This window comes from Pantoea sp. App145 (assembly GCF_047947045.1).
In the GTDB taxonomy this organism is placed as follows: domain Bacteria; phylum Pseudomonadota; class Gammaproteobacteria; order Enterobacterales; family Enterobacteriaceae; genus Pantoea.
The window spans coordinates 730,890-749,333 of the sequence record NZ_CP133290.1; the positions used below are offsets into that span (position 1 = coordinate 730,890).

Consider the following 18,444-nt stretch of genomic DNA (forward strand, 5'->3'; position numbering starts at 1 on the left):
CGCCCTGGAGGAAGCATGCAATTTGACTGGCCTTACCTGATAAGTTTATTTCATTACGCGGACTTCTGGCGGGCCAGTTGGCTGGTGGTACAACTCAGCGTGCTGACCTGGCTGGGAGGGATCGTTCTGGGGCTGGGTGTGGCACTGGCAAAGCAGTCGCGCCATGCGCTGCTGCGCAATGTTGCTGGCTGTTATATCTGGCTGTTCCGCAGCCTGCCACTGCTGGTGCTGCTGATTTTTATCTTTAACCTGCCACAAATTTTTCCGGCGACCAGCAGCGTGCTGTCCAACCCGTTTGCCGCTGGTCTGCTGGCCCTGATCATCAGTGAGACCGCCTATATTGCGGAGATCCATCGCGGTGGTTTGTTATCAGTCCAGCGCGGGCAGTTTGAAGCGGGAAGGGCGTTAGGATTAAACACCACCCAGATCCGCCTCAGCATCATTATTCCGCAGGCGTTGCGCATTTCGCTGCCCACCCTGGTGAATGAATTTATTACCATCGTGAAGATGACGTCACTGGTATCGGTGATTTCGCTGTCCGAGATTTTGATGGTGGGCGAGCGTCTGTACACCGACAACTTCAAGGTGATGGAAACCATGCTCGCGGTGGCCTGCTATTACGTGCTGATTGTCACCGTGTTTGAGCGTCTGTTTGGCTGGCTCGAACGCCGCTGGGATGTACAAAATCGGACTCCGGCCGCGTTTGATGCCGAGCAGGCACGCGCCAGCTTACCGACACCTCAGGCACTGACGCGCAAAAGCCATAGCGCATCGGCCAAACCGATTCTGCAATTACGCGGGATCAGCAAAGCGTTTAACGATAAACCGGTGCTGTGCGATATCAACCTCAGCGTGAAACCTGGCGAGGTGATCTCGATTATTGGTCCTTCCGGCTCCGGCAAAACGACGCTTATCCGTACGGTGAACGGGCTGGAGAAACTCGACCAGGGCAGCGTAGAGCTGCTGGGTCAGGCGTTTATCGAGGCGGGACAGCGTGAGAATGCCTTACCTTACCGTTCGCAGATTACCCGTCTCGGCATGGTGTTCCAGGGGTTTAATCTGTTCCCGCATAAAACGGTGCTGGAAAATTTGCTGCTGGCACCGCGTCTGCACAATCTGGACAGCCGCGAGGACCTGCATCAACGCAGCCTGGCGATGCTGGATAAAGTGGGAATGCTGGAACATGCCACCAAATATCCGCACCAGTTATCCGGTGGTCAGCAACAACGCGTGGCCATTGCCCGTACGCTGGTCATGAAGCCTGCGGTGGTGCTGTTTGATGAACCGACATCGGCACTTGATCCCGAGCGCGTCAGCGAAGTCCTGCAGGTGATTGAAAAGCTGGCAGAGGAGGGGATCACCATGTTGATCGTCACCCATGAGATGAAGTTTGCTTTCGCCATTTCAGACCGGGTGGTGTTTATGGAGCAGGGGCGTATTCAGATCGATGCCTCACCCGCAGAGATTCGCCAGATGCGCGATCACCGGATTTCACGCTTTATCGATGATATGGCCACGGCCTGAGGTCAGCATATGAAAGGAATATCCGGGGAAACCCGAACCTTAACCATTGAAATACCAGAACATATTGATTTATCTGGCTTGCCCGCGTTCGAGCGCATTTCGATTCTGCTGCGGGAAAATATTATCAGCGGCAACCTGGTGGCCGGGCAGGCGCTGGGGGAAATCGAACTGGCGGCGTTATGTGACAGTTCCCGCAATACGCTGCGGGAGGCGCTGCGTTTCTTACACGGCGAAGGGTTGGTGAATTATCACCAGAATCGCGGGGTGTTTGTTCGCCAGCTGGATAAGCGTGATGTACGCGATATTTTCAAAGCGCGCCGCCATCTGGAAGTACTGGCGCTGACCGTGAACAGCCCAGTCAATGACTTTCATCTGACGCGCATGGCGCAGCATCTGGACAAGGCTGCCCAGGCGGCGGCCGGGGAGCAGTGGCGCAGCGTGGGTACCCATAGCCTGCGTTTTCATCAAAGCATCGTACAGATGTTGGGTTGCTCCAGATTTAACGATTTTTTCAGCGTCTTGCTGGCGCAGTTACGTCTGCTGTTTTGCAGCGGTGCTGGCGAGCGTGATTTTCAGCTGCCGTGGATTGCCCGCGATCGTCAGATCCTGACATTGCTGGGCGAGCATCAAACCGCAGCCGCATGCCAGGCGCTCATTGATTACCTCGACTATTCCGAGCGCCAGCTGACCACCACTTTTAGTCATCCTATTTCTCATGGAGAATCATACTGATGTCGAATTATCCTGCCGCTTACCAGAGCACATCCGGCTCTGCATTAGATGTTGATCGCCAGTTTTATCAGGCACTGGCCGAGGGACCGCGTGAGCTTACCGCCTCCCATTTGATCCCGATTCGTACCGGTTTTGCCTGGGAAGTGCCAGCCGGGCATCTGTTCCGTATTACCACGCCGGAAGGTCCGCAGGTCGGGGATTTGAATATCTGGAACCGCCGCGATCCGCGCGAGAGAATGTGGGTGTCCCGCACACGACAGCTACAACGCGCGCATCTTTCGACTTACGATCGCCTGTGGTCCAATTTACCGTTTATCCGCCCGATGGCGACCATTACCGCCGATTCGCTGGCGGATTATGGCATCGACAGCGATGGCGGCCGGTTGCATGATTTACTGGGAACGCGTTGCGATCCTTACGTCAACAAACTGCTAACCGGTGAAGATTTCGATTTCCATTGCCATTCCAATCTGGTGCGTGCTGTGCAGCCGTATGGTCTGACTGAGTTTGATGTTCACGATGTGATGAATGTCTTCCAGTGCACCGGCCTGAACGACGATGACCAATACTTTATGAAAGCCTGTCCGGCGAAAAAGGGCGATTATCTGGAGTTCTTCGCTGAGATTGACCTGCTGTGTGCGTTATCCACCTGTCCGGGCGGCGATCTGTCATTACCGATGTGGGGCGACGAAGCGGAAGATACGCTAAAAGTTTGCCGTCCGCTTGGGGTAGAAATTTACAAACCGCAGGCTGAGTTGCTGGCTAACTGGACATCGCCGGTATCACCGGATTACCGGGGTAACCATGGTATGCAGCTGAAGCCCGTCAGCTGGTAATTGCCAGATAAAAAAACCAGCTGCATCAGCTGGTTTTTTATTACCGGGTCAAAGTCAGCTGGCGGTGGCGGCGATTGCCAGCTCATCAGCTCCACAAAAGTACCTACAATGTATATTATGTTAAATACGATAACCAGATACGCCCCCGGGACGCACCTCGCCCGTAGCGGCGTGATTTATCACGCGGGTTTTCCCTCATCATGGCTGGACGATGCGCGATAAATCGCGCCGCTACGGCAAAACTGCACCAGCATTACCCTGCTCTTTTCACAGATTTCACGTAGCGACGCCTGAACGGGTTGCGGATTAAGCCCGGGACTCACCCTCTATGTCATCCCGATAGACATACACACCCTCGACCATTTCATGCGGGAATGTTTGCACCGATAAAAGCTCATAGCTTTCAATACCGTCGCGTTTCATCTCTTTAAAGGCATTACGTGCTGCCTGATGATTTACACCATCATCGTCACAAAACGCGACAAAGAAATCACTCGGTTTGACGCCGTGCTGGATGGCAAGCTTATTCACAATATCATTGATGATATCAATCTTAGGTGTTTGAGATGTCAGGTAGACTCTATCTTTATAGCACCACGAACGGGTCTTGCCATCCGGAAATACTGTGACATCTTTTGCCACTGTGCCATCAAATTTAATGTCGATATCTTTACAATCTGATTTTTTAGGCCACATTGCCCCGGCAATATCTTTGGTGATTAAAAAATCAACCAGCTTGATCAGTGCACCATCAATGAAAGAACGCGATGAAATAAAACCGACATAGGCTCGCCCTGCGCAAACCGAGAGAAAAACGTCCCGTATGTGAGCTTCTTTGTTGTCCGCTGTTTTATCGACCTCGCGGTTAGCCCATTCAGTATTGGATATCCCCATAAATCGATGGCTGGCAATACTGATGGTATCGTCAAAGTCTAAAAGCAGTACCACCGGTTTGTTTTCTGGATTGTAATTCTTAATCAGGTCGTTGATTTCCAGCAGCGTTTGATCCAAAAGGGAATTGCAAAGTCCAGTGGCATAGGCATCAGGAGTATAGTCTCTCGTTTCGACGCGCAGATAATTATCCAGGCAGCGGCTTTCCAAATCCCTTATCACCTGCGCAATGGTCTGATCGTCAGTCTGACTCAGTGCGCGTTTTATCGGCTCGATATTAATCGGGCCTGAACCATAGGAAATGATTTTTTGCATAGTACAGAATAAAGCCATTTCTATACTCTTTGTGTTATCTTTGAACTCTTTTTCATAATCATTAAACGCATGCAGTATTTGAGCGAAATGTTTTTTAGCTTTAAAGTCTGCATGCGCTATTTTCTCGCAGGCTTTATCAAAGCATGTTCGGAAGGCAACATTGTTTTGATAATAGGTCTCCAGCAAATGAATGGTAGATAAAAATGGCGTTATGTGCGTTTCAATATGCAGAATATTAAGCGAAGAAAAAAAGGAAATTATTTTTTTAAAACAATCATTGGGGGATATATTGAACGTTGTCGTGGCGATCAGGCTAAGAGGTTCAACTGTATTATTAGAAGCACTGCTCACCGGGAATTGATGAAGTTCATTGCTATCAACTTCCACAGGTGCAATAACATTATTACCACTGACTTTAGCTAAACTGGTATCCATATAATCCCTCCCTTTTATCGTCCGAATGAGATTCAGGCTAGCATATTTATTATTCTCAAAATTAGAAATCAGGAAAAACTCAGGGGATATATCAGATTAGAAATGATAACGGCGCGATAAATCGCGCCACCAGATAAGGAAAAGAAACTATTTTACAACGAAGAAATCACATCATTACGCAGATTAATAATGTGTTTACGAATGGAAGCCAGGCTTTTTTCCCGATCGCCTTCACGCATCGCATTGAGCAAATCAAGATGCTCGGCGTGGTTTTCCTGCTGGCGATGCAGCGGGCTATGCAAACGGAACAGACGTACGTTAACGCGCAAACCTTTTAGCACCTGCGCCAGCACCAGGTTACCGCTGGCTTCGGCAATGGTGTTGTGCAGCTTTTCATCGAAACGCCAGAAAAGATGCTCCTGCGCCTCACCGGCATCAATCAACTCACGCAGCTCTTTAAGCAGGTCATCCAGCGTAGCGGCGCTGATTTTATCCAGCGCTTTACCCACCGCTTCCGCTTCCAGCACTTCCCGCAGCGCCATGGTATCAAGATATTCTTTGATATCGATGGTGCGCACGGTGTAGGAACGTGCGCCACGTCGTTCCAGCAGGTTCTCACCCGCCAGTCTCACCAGTGCCTCACGCATTGGCGTACGGGAAACCTGCAACTCTTCCGCCAGCCGCGATTCCAGCATTTCACTACTTCCGGGAATTTTACGTTCGAGGATTAACTCCTTCAGCAACGTATAAACCTGCTCAGACAGACTGGCTGATTTCATATACAACGGCTTGGCAGCCATAATCGCAGCAAGGGTGTGATCCTGATAGTCAGTCATCTTCACGCAGTGTCCAAAAGTAAAATGGCTAATGAGTTTACCGGATTATCCGCTTATTGGGAAAGGCACCGCACAGGTAAGAAACGCACCATTCCCCGCCCTTCCCTGATATTCACCCTCCGCCCAGACCTTTTCACCGCGCGACAGGGTGATGGCAGGCCAGGCCTGAACCTGTTTACCTTCATAAGGCGTGTGATCGGCATTGGTGTGCAAATCGCGATTGCTGATGGTTTTATCGATATCGGTATCCCAGATCACCAGATCGGCATCCGAACCCACCGCAATGCTGCCTTTTTGCGGATACAGGCCATAGAGCTTCGCCGGTGCCGTGGCGGTCAAATCGACAAAACGCTGTGCGGAAATACGCTTCCTCAGTACCCCTTCACTCATCAATAACGGCAGACGTGTTTCCAGTCCGGCGATGCCGTTAGGCACCAGATCAAACGAGGCATTGTCGCCATGCAGCTTCTTACCTTGCGGATCATCGAAGTTAAACGGGCAATGATCTGAGGAAAAAATGGTAAAGGTGCCGTTCGCTAACGCATTCCATACTGCATTCTGGCTGTCAGTATCGCGTGGCGGCGGGCTACAAATGCATTTTGCGCCGTGGAAGCTGTCATCGATGCCCAAATCCTCGGCGGTGAGAAACAGATATTGCGGACAGGTTTCAGAGAAGATATTGATGCCCTGACCACGCGCCCAGTAAATCTGCTCAATCGCCGCACGGCTGGATACATGGACCAGTAAAATCGGCACATCGACCAGTTCTGCCAGAGAAATCGCCCGGTGCGTGGCTTCACGCTCGCCAATCGGTGAATGGGCCAGCGCATGATAACGCGGCGCGATTTTGCCCTGCTTTTTCAGCCGCTCGGTTAACCAACTGATGCAGTCATCATTTTCTGCGTGAATCATGGAGATCGCCCCGGCTGCACGCGTCGCTTCCAACACATTCAGAATATGGTGATCGGTCAGTTTTAACGCGTCATAGGTCATATAGATCTTAAATGACGTGTAGCCCTGCTGAATAACCTGCGGAATCTCGTCAATCACTGCGGCGCTGGCGTCAGTAATAATCACGTGAAACGCGTAATCAATGCAGGCTTTCCCTTCAGCACGCTGATGGTAATCGGCGATCGCATCGTGCAGGCTTTGCCCTTTGAATTGCATGGCAAAAGGAATAATGGTGGTGGTACCGCCACAGGCAGCCGAACGCGTGCCGCTGATAAAGTCATCCGCCCCGACAGAACCATCAGTGGAAGGCTGGTCGAGGTGACAATGGGCATCAACACCGCCCGGCGTGACCATGCGACCTCTGGCATCGATCACCTGCTGCGCCAGCGTTTCATCGAGGGCCGCTGCGATGACGCTAATACGCCCCTCACTGATGCCAATATCACCATGATAACGATCGGCAGCCGTCACAATGTCCGCATTTTTAATAATCAGATCAAAGGATTTCATGGTTGCGTCTCCCGGGTGTAAGCGCTGGAAACTTCCTTAAAGCTGGGTTTGACCGGTTCACTGCTGTGCGTGGTGTTTTGATACGCTTTAGCGTAGTGACGTTCGATTTTACGCTGGATAAAGTCCCACAAGGTAGTGAGGAGCAGATAATAGGTGGCAGCCACCATAAACAGTTCCAGCACCATAAATTGTTCCTGCATCAATATCTGGGTACGACGCAGTAACTCCTCCATGGAAATTACCGAAGCGATGGAAGTGGTTTTTAATAATCCATTAAAGCTGTTGCCTAACGACGGCAGGATTAGACGCATGGTCTGCGGGAAAATCACGTAACGCGCCACATTCAGCTGGTTAAAGCCCAACGCTTTGGCCGCATTAATTTGCCCTTTCGGCAAGGCCTGCACGCCACCACGAATGATTTCCGCCAGGTAAGCCGCTTCATTTAATACCAGCCCCATCACCACCGCTTCAATCACGCTAAAGCGAATGCCAATCTGCGGCAGACCGGTATAGATAATAATTAGCTGCACCAGTAACGGCGTGCCGCGAAAAATCCAGATATAAGTGCGGGCAATCTGGTTAATCCATGACCAGGGCGAGAGTCTGGCAAAGGCGAGTAATATTCCCAATACCAGCCCGCCAGCCATACCCGCAAGGGTTAACAGGACGGTATTCACCGCCCCCATGAAAATGAAATAGTTGGTGAGATAATGGAAGTACCCTTCCCAGCTCCAGCCCTGAATCATAATTCGCTTTCCTACAGTTACGAGTGGGGACCCTGAACACTAAAGGTTCCGGTGATCATTTTCGCGCCATACTTGTTAAACAGCGCCGGTAAGCTGCCATCGGCATTCATCTGGTTCAGCACTTTCGCGGTGGCATCAGCCAGATGTGCGTCTTTGAATGCAATCGCAACCGGTGTCGGGTCGATGCCAGAGAGCACCTGCTTAAACATCCCTTTGTGCTGATAATCTGCCGCAACGGCGTCGATGCTGATCACCGCGCTTACCTGCTGCGCGCGTAATGCCTGGAAGGCCACGGTAAAGTTATCAAAGGTATGGATATCAACCGGCTTAAGGCCTTTGGCTTCCAGCTCTTTGCTGATCTTACGGATGGTGGTTTCTTCAAAACCGCCGATTTCCACTCCGACACTTTTACCCGCCAGATCTTCAACTTTGGCAATTTTGCCGCTGTCGGCAGGAGCCACGGAAACACTGATGGCCTGGCTCTCATAGGGGATCAGATACATGATTTTGGCGCGTGCCGGGGTGAAGAAAATGCCGGTGTTGATCATGTCCCAGCGTCCGCCCTGCAAACCCGGTACCATCGCGGAAAATTCAATACGGGTGTAGTCCGGTTTCAGGCAAAGACGTTTGGCAATTTCCTCGCCCAGCTCGATGCGCATGCCTTTTAACTGGCCCTCACCATCGACATATTGCAGTGGCGGTAAGGTCGGGTTAGTGGACATTTTTAACTCACCCGCCGTCACCAGGTTTGCACCCTCAATCGGGGTACAGGCCGCGAAGCTGGCTTGCATAAACAGGCTACCCGTAAGAAGACATGCAGCTGCTATCAACGTTTTTTTGGTCATCATTTACATTCTCCGAATAAGCAAAATAGGACGGGTATCAATGCTGAAAGCTGTTCAGCACTGCGAGCTTTTCTAATTCATGACGCAGAACCTGGTGCAAATCGCTGGCAAGCGGCAGACGTGGTGCACGCGGGATGCCCACCTCCAGCCCCATCATCGACAGGCCCGCTTTGCTGGCGGCAACATAATGTGGTCCGCCAACCGCACGCACTACCGGCAGGATTTTGTGATACAGCGCCAGGGCTTCATTGCGATCAAGGCGATCCACTGCGGCTTCAAACATTTGCGCACACTGCGATGGCAACAGGTTAGACGCCACCGCCACCCAGCCGCAGGCACCGAGCCAGAAGGATTCGTAGCCGAGGATGCCGGCGAACACATTCATGCGGTCGCCGCACAATTCAATGATGTCGCGCACACGAGTGACTTCCAGCGTGGATTCTTTGATATAGCTGACGGTGTCGATTTCCGATAAACGCGCCACGGTTTTCGGCAGCAAATCGACGTTGGCGGTGGCCGGGTTGTTGTAAATCATGATCGGAATGGAAAGCGCTTCGCCCACCGCACGGTAATGGGCAAACAATTCGTCTTCGTTCGGGCAGCTGTAAAATGGCGGGATGATCATCACGCCATCGGCACCCATCGCTTCGGCTTCTTTACTCAGTTCCACGCATTCCGGCGTCCATTCTGCACCGGTTCCCATCAGCACCGGTACACGCCCTCTTGCGGTGCGAATCACCGTTTCGGTGACCAGCTGGCGCTCCTCGCGAGTCATCGATAAAAATTCACCGGTACTGCCCAATGGGATAAGCCCATGAATACCTTGTTCAATTTGCCAATCAACCAATTTTTCCAGAGCTGGCACGTCAATTGCTAAACCATCCTGGGTGAAAGGAGTAATTAACACCGTATAAGTACCGCGAAACTGCGCCATGTTTTGAGTTCCTTAAGAAATTGCTTGATGCATACCGTTTGTATACCGTATACATAATGTATACACAAGCGTTGTCGGATCACAAGCGTTATGGAACTCAAATCTCCCAACATCATTCCTGCCAGCAAAACTCTGACCATCTGGTTTGATGGCCAAGCCGTGCAGGCCCTGCCTGACGAAACCATTGCGGCTGCACTCGCGCGGCAAAATATCGTGACTATCCGTGAGACCGATCAGGGCGACAAACGCGGGTTATGGTGCGGCATGGGGGCCTGCTACGAGTGTGTGGTGCAGGTGGACGGCAAAGGATCGCAACGCAGCTGCATGACTCTGGTGCAGGACGGTATGCAGGTGCAGACTCAGCGCGCTCCGCAACCACCGGCCCAACCTCTCGCCCCAACCCCACACAATATTGCCCCAGAAACACGCGAATGCGATCTGCTGGTGCTGGGTGCCGGTCCGGCGGGGCTTTCTGCCGCGCGCATCGCCGCCAGAGCGGGTGCGAAGGTCATGGTGATCGATGAACGCCCGCAGAGCGGCGGTCAGTTTTTTAAGCCGCTGGCCCCTTCTCATACCCTGCATGGCAAAGTGCCTCAACAATGGCGTGATGGCGACAGCCTGCTGAAAGAAACCCAGGCTGCCGGGGTAGACATTCTGCAACAGGCCACGGTCTGGGCGGCTTTTTCTGCCCAGGAAATTGGCGTGATCTGGCGCGATCAGACGTTGCTGATTCGCCCGCAACAGCTGATCATCGCCACCGGTGCCTATGAGCGCCCGGTGCCTTTTCCTGGCTGGACCCTGCCCGGCGTGATGACGACCGGCGCAGGCCAGACGCTGGCGAAAGCGTATCGGGTCATTCCCGGTGAGCGAGTGGTCGTCAGCGGCAATGGTCCATTGAATTTGCAGTTTGCCGCCGAGCTGATCGACAGCCAGGGCAAGGTGGTTGAGGTGCTGGAACGCGCCGCTAAACCGGGGATCAAAATGCTGCGGCAGATCCTGACCATGGCAAAAGTTGCACCCGAGCTGTTGTTCAAGGGACGTCATTACCTGTCGATCCTGAAAAAAAATCGTGTGGCGGTGCGCTGGGGTTATGAAGTGGTTGCTGCGCACGGACAGGATCGGTTAGAACGCATTACCGTTATGGCGGTGGATCAGCACGGGCAGCGCATTCCCGGTTCAAGCCGCGAGATTGCGTGTGATGTGCTTTGTCTCGGCCACGGTTTTATTCCCTCCACCGATCTGGCTCGCTCGCTGGGCTGCGAACAGCAACTTGCCGCCACCCCGTTCAGCACCCCAACGATTAAAACCGATGCGGACGGTGCAACCAGCGTCGCTGGCGTTTATGTGATCGGTGATGGCGCCCGGCTCGGCGGCGCGCAGATTGCACAGACGCGCGGTCAGCTGGCTGGCATCCGTGCGCTCCAGGCGCTCGGCAAAACGGCTGAGGGCATTGATATCCATCAGTTGAAAACACGCCTCGCCAAAGCGGAAGATTTTCAACAGGCGCTGTGGAAGGTCTATCAGGCTCCACCGGTGAGCCTGCAATCGCTGGCGGACGAGACGGTGATTTGCCGTTGTGAAAACATCACTCTTGGCAGCTTGCGCAGCGCCATCAGCGCAGGCATGGATACCCCGGCCGCACTGAAACGTAATCTGCGCACTGGCATGGGGTTATGTCAGGGACGAACCTGTTCTGGCATGGTGGCGCAGCTGGTGACGGAGATGACCGGACGCCAAAAGCAAACCAGCGGATTCTATGCGCCCCGCTTCCCGGTGCGTCCGGTTCCCATCGCCGCGTTGACCTTTGAGAAACAGGAATGGGGCGGCCATAAACCCGCCATCACCCCTAATCTGGCGCGCCCGGTGGAATCAACACCCTTACCCCCGCAGAAGACCGACGTACTGGTGATCGGAGGCGGCGTGATGGGCAACTGCCTCGGTTATTACCTGGCCGAGGGTGGTGCTGATGTGCTGGTGGTGGAGCGCGACGATATCAATTTACAGGCATCCGGGGCCAACGCGGGCAGCCTGCATGTGCAACTGCTGTCGTTCGATTTTGGTGCCAAAGCCGAACAAGGTGGCGGTCCGGCGGCGCAAACGCTGCCGCTGGGGCCGGTTTCGGTCCGGCTGTGGCAGGAACTGGAAGCCGCCAGCGGTGAGTCACTGGAAATCAAGATCACCGGCGGGCTGATGGTGGCGGAAACCGAACAGGAGATGCGTTTCCTCGAACAGAAAATGTTGCTGGAGCGCCGCTACGGTATCGAAGCCAGCTTGCTGGATGCGCGTGAATTAGCGCAATTATCCCCCAACCTTTCCCCGCAGCTTATCGGTGCCGAATTTTGCCCGATGGAAGGCAAGATCAACCCACTTCGTGCCACCTATGTGGTAAACCAGCTGGCGCGCGCTCAGGGCGCACGTTTCCAGCGCGGCACCGATGTGATGGCCATTGAGCGGCTTTCCCACGGTGGCTACCGGGTACAAACCAGCCGTGGCGTGATTGAGGCGCAGCGAGTGATCAATGCTGCCGGTGCCTGGGCCGCCAAAGTGGGTGAAATGGTGGGGATCAACGTGCCGGTCAAAGGCGCGCCGTTACAGATGATTGTCACCGAACGTACCGCGCCGCTGGTGGATCACCTGATTGCACACGCGGGCCGTCATCTCAGCCTGAAACAGACGGCGCACGGCAGCTTATTAATCGGCGGTGGCTGGAGCGCGCAATTTAATCCGGCGATGCGCATGAATCAGCCCTCGCGCGAAAGTATTGAAGGCAATCTGTGGGTGGCAAATAAAGTGCTGCCCGCCCTGAGTGGCCTGCATATGGTACGTAGCTGGGCCGGGATGAATATCAATATCGACGGCGCGCCGATTATTGGCGAAGTGCCCGGCATCCCCGGTTTTTACAACGCCGTGACCTCCAATGGTTATACCCTGTCGCCGGTGGTGGCCCGCAGCCTGGCGCAACTTATTCTTCGTGGCAGCAGTGAGATCAATCTGTCGCCTTACCATATTTCCCGTTTCGATAATCACAGGACTGCTGTCAATGAGTAAACAACGTGTCGCCACATGGATTGAACACCATTTTCCCGACCAGGTTGAGATGCTGAAAATTCTGGTGCAAACCCCGTCGGATAACCCGCCAGGTGATTGCACGCCCCATGCCTTAGTCACGGCGCAGCAGTTACGCGCGCTGGGGCTGGAAGTCGAAACCTTCACGGTGCCGGATGAGGTGGTACAGGCTGCCGGGATGCGCAGTGCGACCAACCTGGTGGTGCGTCATCGCTTTGGACCCGGTCCAACGGTAGCGCTCAATGCGCACGGTGATGTGGTGCCACCCGGTGGCGGCTGGAGCAAAGACCCTTACGGTGCCGAAATCGAAGATGGCTGGTTATATGGTCGTGGGGCTGCGGTGTCGAAATCAGACATCACCACTTATGCTTACGCGCTGCTGGCGCTGATCCACAGTGAAGCCAGGCTAAATGGCACCATCGAGCTGCACATTACTTACGATGAAGAAACCGGCGGCGCGACCGGACCTGGCTGGCTGCTGGAGAATGGCATCAGCAAGCCGGATTACGTGGTCTGTGCTGCGCTAAGTTACTTTGTCGTCACCGCGCATAATGGTTGTCTGCATCTGGAAATCGCCGTGCAGGGTAAATCTGCGCACGCCGCTTTTCCTGCCAGCGGCCACGATGCCATCGAAGCCGGGAACCGTCTCATGAGCGCGCTGTATCACTATCGCGACTCGCTGGCAGCAACACATTCGCAGGTTCCGGGCATTGATTCCCCTACGCTGGTGATTGGTCTGGTGTCGGGCGGCATTAATACCAATGTGGTGGGCGATAACATGGTGATTCGTCTCGACCGTCGCATTATTCCGGAGGAAAACCCGGAGGTGGTGGAACAGGAATTAATCGCGTTGATTGCCAGCGTAGAAAAACAGCTGACCGGCATTACCTGCAAGGTAAAACGCATTTTGCTGGCGCGCCCGTTCACCTCATCCGCCGCGAGCATCGCCCTGGCTAATATCTTCAGCCAGCAGGCAGAAGAAATCCTGCAGGAACCGATCCCGTTAGTCGGGCTGCCGTTGTATACCGATGCCCGTCTGTACAGTGCCGCAGGCATTCCCACCATTATGTACGGTGCCGGACCACGCAGCTTCCTCGAGGCCAATGGGCACCGCGCCGATGAGCGTGTGCATCTTGATGATTTACAGCGTGCCACCAAAATCGTCGCCAATAGTCTGCTTACCCTTTTGCAGGAGAAAAACGCATGATCGCCATTAATAATCTGTCGAAATATTATGGTCAGCTGCCGGTGCTGAAAAACTGCACGCTGAATATTCAAAAAGGCGAAGTGGTGGTGATTTGTGGCCCGTCCGGTTCCGGGAAATCCACCTTAATTAAATGCATCAATGCGCTGGAGCCGTTTCAGCGTGGCGAAATTGATGTGGATGGCATGAAGCTCAGTGATAAGAAAACCAATCTCACCGCCCTGCGTCAGCAGGTGGGTATGGTGTTTCAGTCCTTTGAATTATTCCCGCATATGACGGTGCTGGAAAACCTGATTGTGCCGCAGATGCGTAACCTGAAACGCCCGCGTGCGGCGGCATTAGATAAAGCGCAGGAACTGCTGCAACGTGTGGGCATGGAACGGCACGGGCATAAATATCCGGCTCAGTTGTCGGGCGGCCAGCAGCAACGTGTCGCCATCGCCCGTGCACTGGCGATGAATCCCAAAGTGATGTTATTTGACGAACCCACGTCGGCACTGGATCCTGAAATGGTGGCAGAGGTGCTGGCGGTGATGGCGGAACTGGCTGCCGAAGGCATGACCATGTGTTGCGTCACGCACGAACTGGGTTTTGCCCGTAAGATTGCTGACCGCATCATTTTTATGGATGCCGGGGAAATTATCGAAGACGCCGAGACGGAAACCTTTTTCACCACCCCGGCCTCACCGCGCGCACGAAATTTCCTCGACCAGATCATTCATCATTAAGGTAAAAAAGGCTGAGTATGAAAGCACGCCACCTGCAGGAAAATGCCGTCCGCTACTTTCTGGAAGTGGTTCGCTCAGGCTCACTCAGCCTGGCGGCACAGAAACTGAATGTTGCCGCCTCCGCTATCAGCCGTCAGATTAGCGGCCTGGAAGATCGGCTGGGGGAAACCCTGTTCGAACGGCGTAAGGAAGGGATGATCCCTACCGCCGCCGGGGAGTTGCTGGCGGCCTGGGCGATCCGCACCCAGCTGGAAAGTGAAAAGGTGGTGCATGAACTGGCTGAACTGAGCGGGCTGCGGAAAGGTGAAGTTCGCATCGACAGTTCGGCTGGCTTCAGCGTCGATTTTTTACCGATGATGATCGCCTCCTTTCGTCGTCATTATCCCGATATCCATTTTCGCCTGCATGTCACCCATGCCGAAGAAGTGGTGCGTCGGCTGCGTGAAGGGGAAAGTGACCTCGGGCTGACTTTCAGCCAGATTCCCGAGGAGAATATTCATGTCGCCTGGCGTTTGCAGTCCCGTCTGGTGGCGGTGATGCCGCCCGAACATGTGCTTGCCCGGCGCAGCGGTTTACAGCTTTCGCAGCTGAGTGGCTATCCTCTCGGGCTGCCGGAACGGCCAATTATGTTGCGCCGCCTGTTCGATGCCTGCTGTAGCCGTCAGGGGATCGTCATTTCTCCGGTGTTTGTCACCAACTCCATCAGTGCGTTGCTGGCCTTTGTGCGCTACGAACAGGGCGTGGTGGTGGCGTCCGAAATGACGGTGCGGGAATATATTCGTGCACATAATTTGTGCGCCGTCCCGCTGGTGGGACAGGATCTGCACGGCATCAATATCGAACTGAATACGCTGGCGGGCCGCAGCTTACCCAAAGCAGTGACGGCGTTTATTGACCATTTTATTCGTGAAATGGAGTCCACGCCGTTTATTTCCGCTGTCACATCATAATATTCGCTTATTACCCAACACCTGAATCGATCCCTTTTTCGTCGTTTATGATGGCGCGAAATAATAATGCCTTATCACAACGTGATCTTTGCCGTTTTGCTATGGATAACGTGAAAAAGTTGAAATGGTGATAACCCTGAGCGCATGGCAGGATGAATTTCTGCTGAGAAATTTAATCCTCCGGCTAATAAGGAACTGCCATGCAACCTTCATCGTTTTACCGGCATTGGGTGGTTATTTTGCTGTATATCGCCTGGTGTATCGCCTTTATTGATCGCGTGGTGCTGAGCATGGGCGCACCGGCGCTGACGGCGGAAATGCACCTCAGCCCCGCCGAACTCGGCCTGGTGTTAAGCGTGTTCTATTTTGGCTTCTGGCTGATGCAGTTGCCGGGTGGCTGGCTCGCCGACCGCTTTGGCGCGAAGTCAGTGGTGATTATGGCGATCGGTTTTTGGTCATTGTTCACCCTACTTACCGGCCTGGCATGGTCGCTGGCGTCATTGTTATTTATCCGCCTGTTGTTCGGTCTGGGTGAAGGCGCGTTCCCCTCGGCAGCCATTAAGAATGCGGCGGAAAATTACCGCACGGAACAGAAACCTAAAATTACCTCGCTGCTGGTGTCATCAAATTATATCGGCAGCATGCTCGCCCCGCTGTTAATTGCCCCACTGCTGCTGCATTTCCACTGGCGTCACACCTTTATGCTAATTGGGATTTTGGGATTGGTGTTTGTACTGATATATAGCCTGACAGTACGCAACACCCCGGCCAGTGACAACGAACAGCGGCAACGTATTAATTTGCAGGACGTGAAAAGCGTCATGAAACATCCGCTGCTGTGGAAGATCGCGGCGGTGTGGTTTGGCCTGAGCCTAATCAACAAAGGGCTGGATTCCTGGATGCCGGTTTATCTGATGACCGAGCGTCACCTCGACCTGAAAGCCGTCGGCGTGCTGCTGCCGATCCCCTATCTGATGGCCGGGATCGCAACCGCCATCGGCGGCTGGGTGATGGTGAAATTCTTTAATGGCCGGGAAAACCTGATGCTGCTGTTCAGCGCCCTGTTTACCGCCATCTCCATCGGTTGCATGTACCGCGCAGAAACGCTGACCGGCGTGATTGTGGCGCAGGCATTCACCTATTTCTTTAAATCGTTTGTGCTGGCGGTGGCCGTGGCACTGCCGACCAAAATCCTCGCGCCGCGTATGGTGGGTTCCGGTATTGGTGTGATCAACTTTGGTGGCCAGGCGGCGGGCTTTATTGCCCCGCTGGCGATTGGTCTGATGGTGCAACACTTCAGCTTTGGCTCCGCGTTCCTGTTCCTGATGGGGGCCGCCGCGTTCTCAACCCTGATGAGCCTGACCATCCGCACGGAAAAAACCGGCACAGCGGCGGTGCCCCCGCTGAAATCATTAACCAAAGAAGGATGATGCGATGGATACGTTATGTGATCTCCCGGCGACTGAAGCCCGCCGTCTGATTGGAGAAAAGAGCATCGCCCCGAGTGAGCTGCTGGAAAGCTGCATCAACCGGATTGAACAGGTTAATCCGGCGGTGAATGCGCTGGTGGCCTGCGATTTTGCTGCGGCACGCGCCGTCGCCAAACAGCAGGATAATGCGGTGCTGCGCGGCGAACCACTCGGCCCGTTACACGGTTTACCGCTCGGCGTGAAGGATATGATCGACGCCGCCGGCTTGCCGACCACCTACGGCAGCGTGGCAAAACGCAACAACGTGCCACAGCAGGATGAGCGGCTGGTGGCGGTGCTGCGCGCAGCGGGCGCGAACGTTGTCGGCAAAACCAACGTGCCGGAATGGGGTGCCGGAGGGAATTCCCGCAACGCGGTGTATGGCACCACCGGTAACCCGTTTGATCCCAGCCGTTCCGCCGCAGGATCCTCTGGCGGATCTGCGGCGGCACTGGCCTGCGGCATGGTGTCGCTGGCGACCGGTTCCGATACCGGCGGTTCGCTGCGTAATCCGGCGGCCTTTAACGGCGTGGTCGGTTTCCGCCCGACGGCGGGTCTTATCCCGGCAGAAAAACGCGGCTGCGCGTGGTTGCAAATTTCCACTCTGGGTCCGATGGGACGCACGGTGGATGACGCCGCCTTAATGTTCAGCGTGATTCAGGGAGAAGATGCGCGCGATCCGCTGTCACATGTGGTGCCGGGACGCCAGTTGCGCCAGCCGCAGGAGTTCTTTCCGCTGGCAGCGATGGACCTCTCCTCGCAACGCCTGGCGTGGAGCCACGACTTCGGCTTCGCCCCGACCGAGCAAGGTGTGGTGGATTGCTTTCACGGCAAAATGCAGCATATCGCCCCGCTGTTCGCCAGCGCTGAACAGGCGACGCCGGATTGTCAGGGGGCGAATGAAGCCTTCGAAACCCTGCGATCGCTGTTGTTCCTCACCGCTACGCGTGAACTGTATCAGCAGCATCCGCAGTCAGTCGGTGAAAACGTGCGCATGAATATTGAAGAAGGCTTGCGCTACAGCGCACTGGATATTGCACGCGGACTGGATTTACAAACCCAGCTGTATCGGCGCTGGGAAGCGTTTTTTCACGACTATGATTATATGGTGTCACCGGCGGTCACCATCAGCCCACGTCCGTGGACCGAACTTTATCCACGTGAAATCAACGGCCAGCCGACACGTACCTATTATCACTGGCTGGCGCTGGCGTATGTTACCTCGCTGGCCGGGCTGCCTTCCCTTTCCTTACCCCTGGGGCGGGATGCGCAGGGCATGCCGTTTGGTTTGCAGATCATCGGCAAGCGTGGTGACGACACTGGCGTGCTGCGGGTGGCAAAAGCGCTGGAGCAGAAATTTAGCCAGCATCCGCAACTGGCACGCCCGCAGCCGGACATTGCCGCGCTGCGCCAGGCACCGCCCATCGCCAGCATGGCGGATTTTTATCTCCCTTTAGGTCAGTAAACGAACG

Annotated in this window: 15 protein-coding genes; 9 read left to right on the forward strand and 6 right to left on the reverse strand. The window is 54.4% G+C overall.

Going from position 1 to position 18,444, the window contains the following annotated elements; all coding sequences use genetic code 11:
* Nucleotides 1–15 precede the first annotated feature (15 nt).
* The 3 genes from RCF31_RS03285 to RCF31_RS03295 are packed head-to-tail and all read left to right on the forward strand — an operon-like array spanning nucleotide 16 to nucleotide 3,092.
* Nucleotides 16–1,524: an amino acid ABC transporter permease/ATP-binding protein gene (locus tag RCF31_RS03285; RefSeq protein WP_416412483.1), complete on the forward strand. Its 1,509-nt coding sequence runs from the start codon at nucleotides 16–18 to the stop codon at nucleotides 1,522–1,524.
* Nucleotides 1,525–1,533: 9 nt separating this feature from the next.
* On the forward strand, nucleotides 1,534–2,256 hold the full coding sequence (locus RCF31_RS03290; protein ID WP_416412484.1) for a GntR family transcriptional regulator: 723 nt from the start codon (nucleotides 1,534–1,536) through the stop codon (nucleotides 2,254–2,256).
* Nucleotides 2,256–3,092 (forward strand): urea carboxylase-associated family protein, encoded by an 837-nt coding sequence (locus RCF31_RS03295; RefSeq protein ID WP_416412485.1) that lies wholly within the window; start codon nucleotides 2,256–2,258, stop codon nucleotides 3,090–3,092. Before RCF31_RS03290 ends, RCF31_RS03295 begins: the two co-directional genes overlap by 1 nt.
* A gap of 306 nt (nucleotides 3,093–3,398) precedes the next feature.
* Here RCF31_RS03295 and RCF31_RS03300 read toward each other — a convergent pair whose 3' ends face one another.
* From RCF31_RS03300 to RCF31_RS03325, 6 genes are all read right to left on the reverse strand, one after another.
* Nucleotides 3,399–4,733: a hypothetical protein gene (locus RCF31_RS03300; protein WP_416412486.1), complete on the reverse strand. Its 1,335-nt coding sequence runs from the start codon at nucleotides 4,731–4,733 to the stop codon at nucleotides 3,399–3,401.
* A 152-nt stretch (nucleotides 4,734–4,885) separates the two neighbouring features.
* Nucleotides 4,886–5,569, reverse strand: a complete 684-nt coding sequence (locus tag RCF31_RS03305; RefSeq protein ID WP_084874797.1) for a GntR family transcriptional regulator — start codon at nucleotides 5,567–5,569, stop codon at nucleotides 4,886–4,888.
* A 45-nt stretch (nucleotides 5,570–5,614) separates the two neighbouring features.
* Nucleotides 5,615–7,030, reverse strand: a complete 1,416-nt coding sequence (hydA, locus tag RCF31_RS03310) for a dihydropyrimidinase (protein WP_416412487.1) — start codon at nucleotides 7,028–7,030, stop codon at nucleotides 5,615–5,617.
* Nucleotides 7,027–7,776, reverse strand: a complete 750-nt coding sequence (locus tag RCF31_RS03315; protein ID WP_299453060.1) for an amino acid ABC transporter permease — start codon at nucleotides 7,774–7,776, stop codon at nucleotides 7,027–7,029. The genes hydA and RCF31_RS03315 overlap by 4 nt, the downstream gene beginning before the upstream one ends.
* 17 nt (nucleotides 7,777–7,793) lie before the next feature.
* Nucleotides 7,794–8,567, reverse strand: a complete 774-nt coding sequence (locus RCF31_RS03320) for an ABC transporter substrate-binding protein (RefSeq protein ID WP_208717150.1) — start codon at nucleotides 8,565–8,567, stop codon at nucleotides 7,794–7,796.
* A gap of 91 nt (nucleotides 8,568–8,658) precedes the next feature.
* On the reverse strand, nucleotides 8,659–9,555 hold the full coding sequence (locus RCF31_RS03325; RefSeq protein WP_084874788.1) for a dihydrodipicolinate synthase family protein: 897 nt from the start codon (nucleotides 9,553–9,555) through the stop codon (nucleotides 8,659–8,661).
* A 90-nt stretch (nucleotides 9,556–9,645) separates the two neighbouring features.
* Between RCF31_RS03325 and RCF31_RS03330 the strand changes: the two genes are divergently transcribed.
* The 6 genes from RCF31_RS03330 (at nucleotide 9,646) to RCF31_RS03355 (ending at nucleotide 18,437) form a co-directional block, all read left to right on the forward strand.
* Nucleotides 9,646–12,603 carry an FAD-dependent oxidoreductase gene (locus RCF31_RS03330; protein WP_416412488.1) on the forward strand — a complete coding sequence of 986 codons (2,958 nt, stop codon included), beginning with the start codon at nucleotides 9,646–9,648 and terminating at the stop codon, nucleotides 12,601–12,603.
* Nucleotides 12,596–13,828 carry a M20/M25/M40 family metallo-hydrolase gene (locus RCF31_RS03335; RefSeq protein WP_416412489.1) on the forward strand — a complete coding sequence of 411 codons (1,233 nt, stop codon included), beginning with the start codon at nucleotides 12,596–12,598 and terminating at the stop codon, nucleotides 13,826–13,828. The genes RCF31_RS03330 and RCF31_RS03335 overlap by 8 nt, the downstream gene beginning before the upstream one ends.
* Nucleotides 13,825–14,553: an amino acid ABC transporter ATP-binding protein gene (locus RCF31_RS03340; RefSeq protein ID WP_084874777.1), complete on the forward strand. Its 729-nt coding sequence runs from the start codon at nucleotides 13,825–13,827 to the stop codon at nucleotides 14,551–14,553. The genes RCF31_RS03335 and RCF31_RS03340 overlap by 4 nt, the downstream gene beginning before the upstream one ends.
* Before the next feature lie 17 nt (nucleotides 14,554–14,570).
* The gene (locus RCF31_RS03345; RefSeq protein WP_313688060.1) at nucleotides 14,571–15,503 is read left to right on the forward strand and encodes a LysR family transcriptional regulator; all 933 of its coding nucleotides are present in this window, start codon (nucleotides 14,571–14,573) and stop codon (nucleotides 15,501–15,503) included.
* 200 nt (nucleotides 15,504–15,703) lie between these two features.
* Entirely contained in the window at nucleotides 15,704–16,933 is a 1,230-nt protein-coding gene (locus RCF31_RS03350; protein WP_416412490.1) for an MFS transporter, read from the forward strand.
* Between the two features lie 4 nt (nucleotides 16,934–16,937).
* Complete coding sequence (locus RCF31_RS03355) at nucleotides 16,938–18,437, forward strand: amidase (RefSeq protein WP_416412491.1); 1,500 nt, start codon at nucleotides 16,938–16,940, stop codon at nucleotides 18,435–18,437.
* Nucleotides 18,438–18,444 lie beyond the last annotated feature (7 nt).

Bases quoted from the DNA above. Each gene is read 5' to 3' on its own strand.
- RCF31_RS03355 (WP_416412491.1), top strand. From the start codon at position 16,938: ATGGATACGTTATGTGATCTCCCGGCGACTGAAGCCCGCCGTCTGATT.
- RCF31_RS03285 (WP_416412483.1), top strand. From the start codon at position 16: ATGCAATTTGACTGGCCTTACCTGATAAGTTTATTTCATTACGCGGAC.
- RCF31_RS03350 (WP_416412490.1), top strand. From the start codon at position 15,704: ATGCAACCTTCATCGTTTTACCGGCATTGGGTGGTTATTTTGCTGTAT.
- RCF31_RS03345 (WP_313688060.1), top strand. From the start codon at position 14,571: ATGAAAGCACGCCACCTGCAGGAAAATGCCGTCCGCTACTTTCTGGAA.
- RCF31_RS03290 (WP_416412484.1), top strand. From the start codon at position 1,534: ATGAAAGGAATATCCGGGGAAACCCGAACCTTAACCATTGAAATACCA.
- hydA (WP_416412487.1), bottom strand. From the start codon at position 7,030: ATGAAATCCTTTGATCTGATTATTAAAAATGCGGACATTGTGACGGCT.
- RCF31_RS03335 (WP_416412489.1), top strand. From the start codon at position 12,596: ATGAGTAAACAACGTGTCGCCACATGGATTGAACACCATTTTCCCGAC.
- RCF31_RS03300 (WP_416412486.1), bottom strand. From the start codon at position 4,733: ATGGATACCAGTTTAGCTAAAGTCAGTGGTAATAATGTTATTGCACCT.
- RCF31_RS03330 (WP_416412488.1), top strand. From the start codon at position 9,646: ATGGAACTCAAATCTCCCAACATCATTCCTGCCAGCAAAACTCTGACC.
- RCF31_RS03295 (WP_416412485.1), top strand. From the start codon at position 2,256: ATGTCGAATTATCCTGCCGCTTACCAGAGCACATCCGGCTCTGCATTA.
- RCF31_RS03320 (WP_208717150.1), bottom strand. From the start codon at position 8,567: ATGCAAGCCAGCTTCGCGGCCTGTACCCCGATTGAGGGTGCAAACCTG.
- RCF31_RS03340 (WP_084874777.1), top strand. From the start codon at position 13,825: ATGATCGCCATTAATAATCTGTCGAAATATTATGGTCAGCTGCCGGTG.
- RCF31_RS03305 (WP_084874797.1), bottom strand. From the start codon at position 5,569: ATGACTGACTATCAGGATCACACCCTTGCTGCGATTATGGCTGCCAAG.
- RCF31_RS03325 (WP_084874788.1), bottom strand. From the start codon at position 9,555: ATGGCGCAGTTTCGCGGTACTTATACGGTGTTAATTACTCCTTTCACC.
- RCF31_RS03315 (WP_299453060.1), bottom strand. From the start codon at position 7,776: ATGATTCAGGGCTGGAGCTGGGAAGGGTACTTCCATTATCTCACCAAC.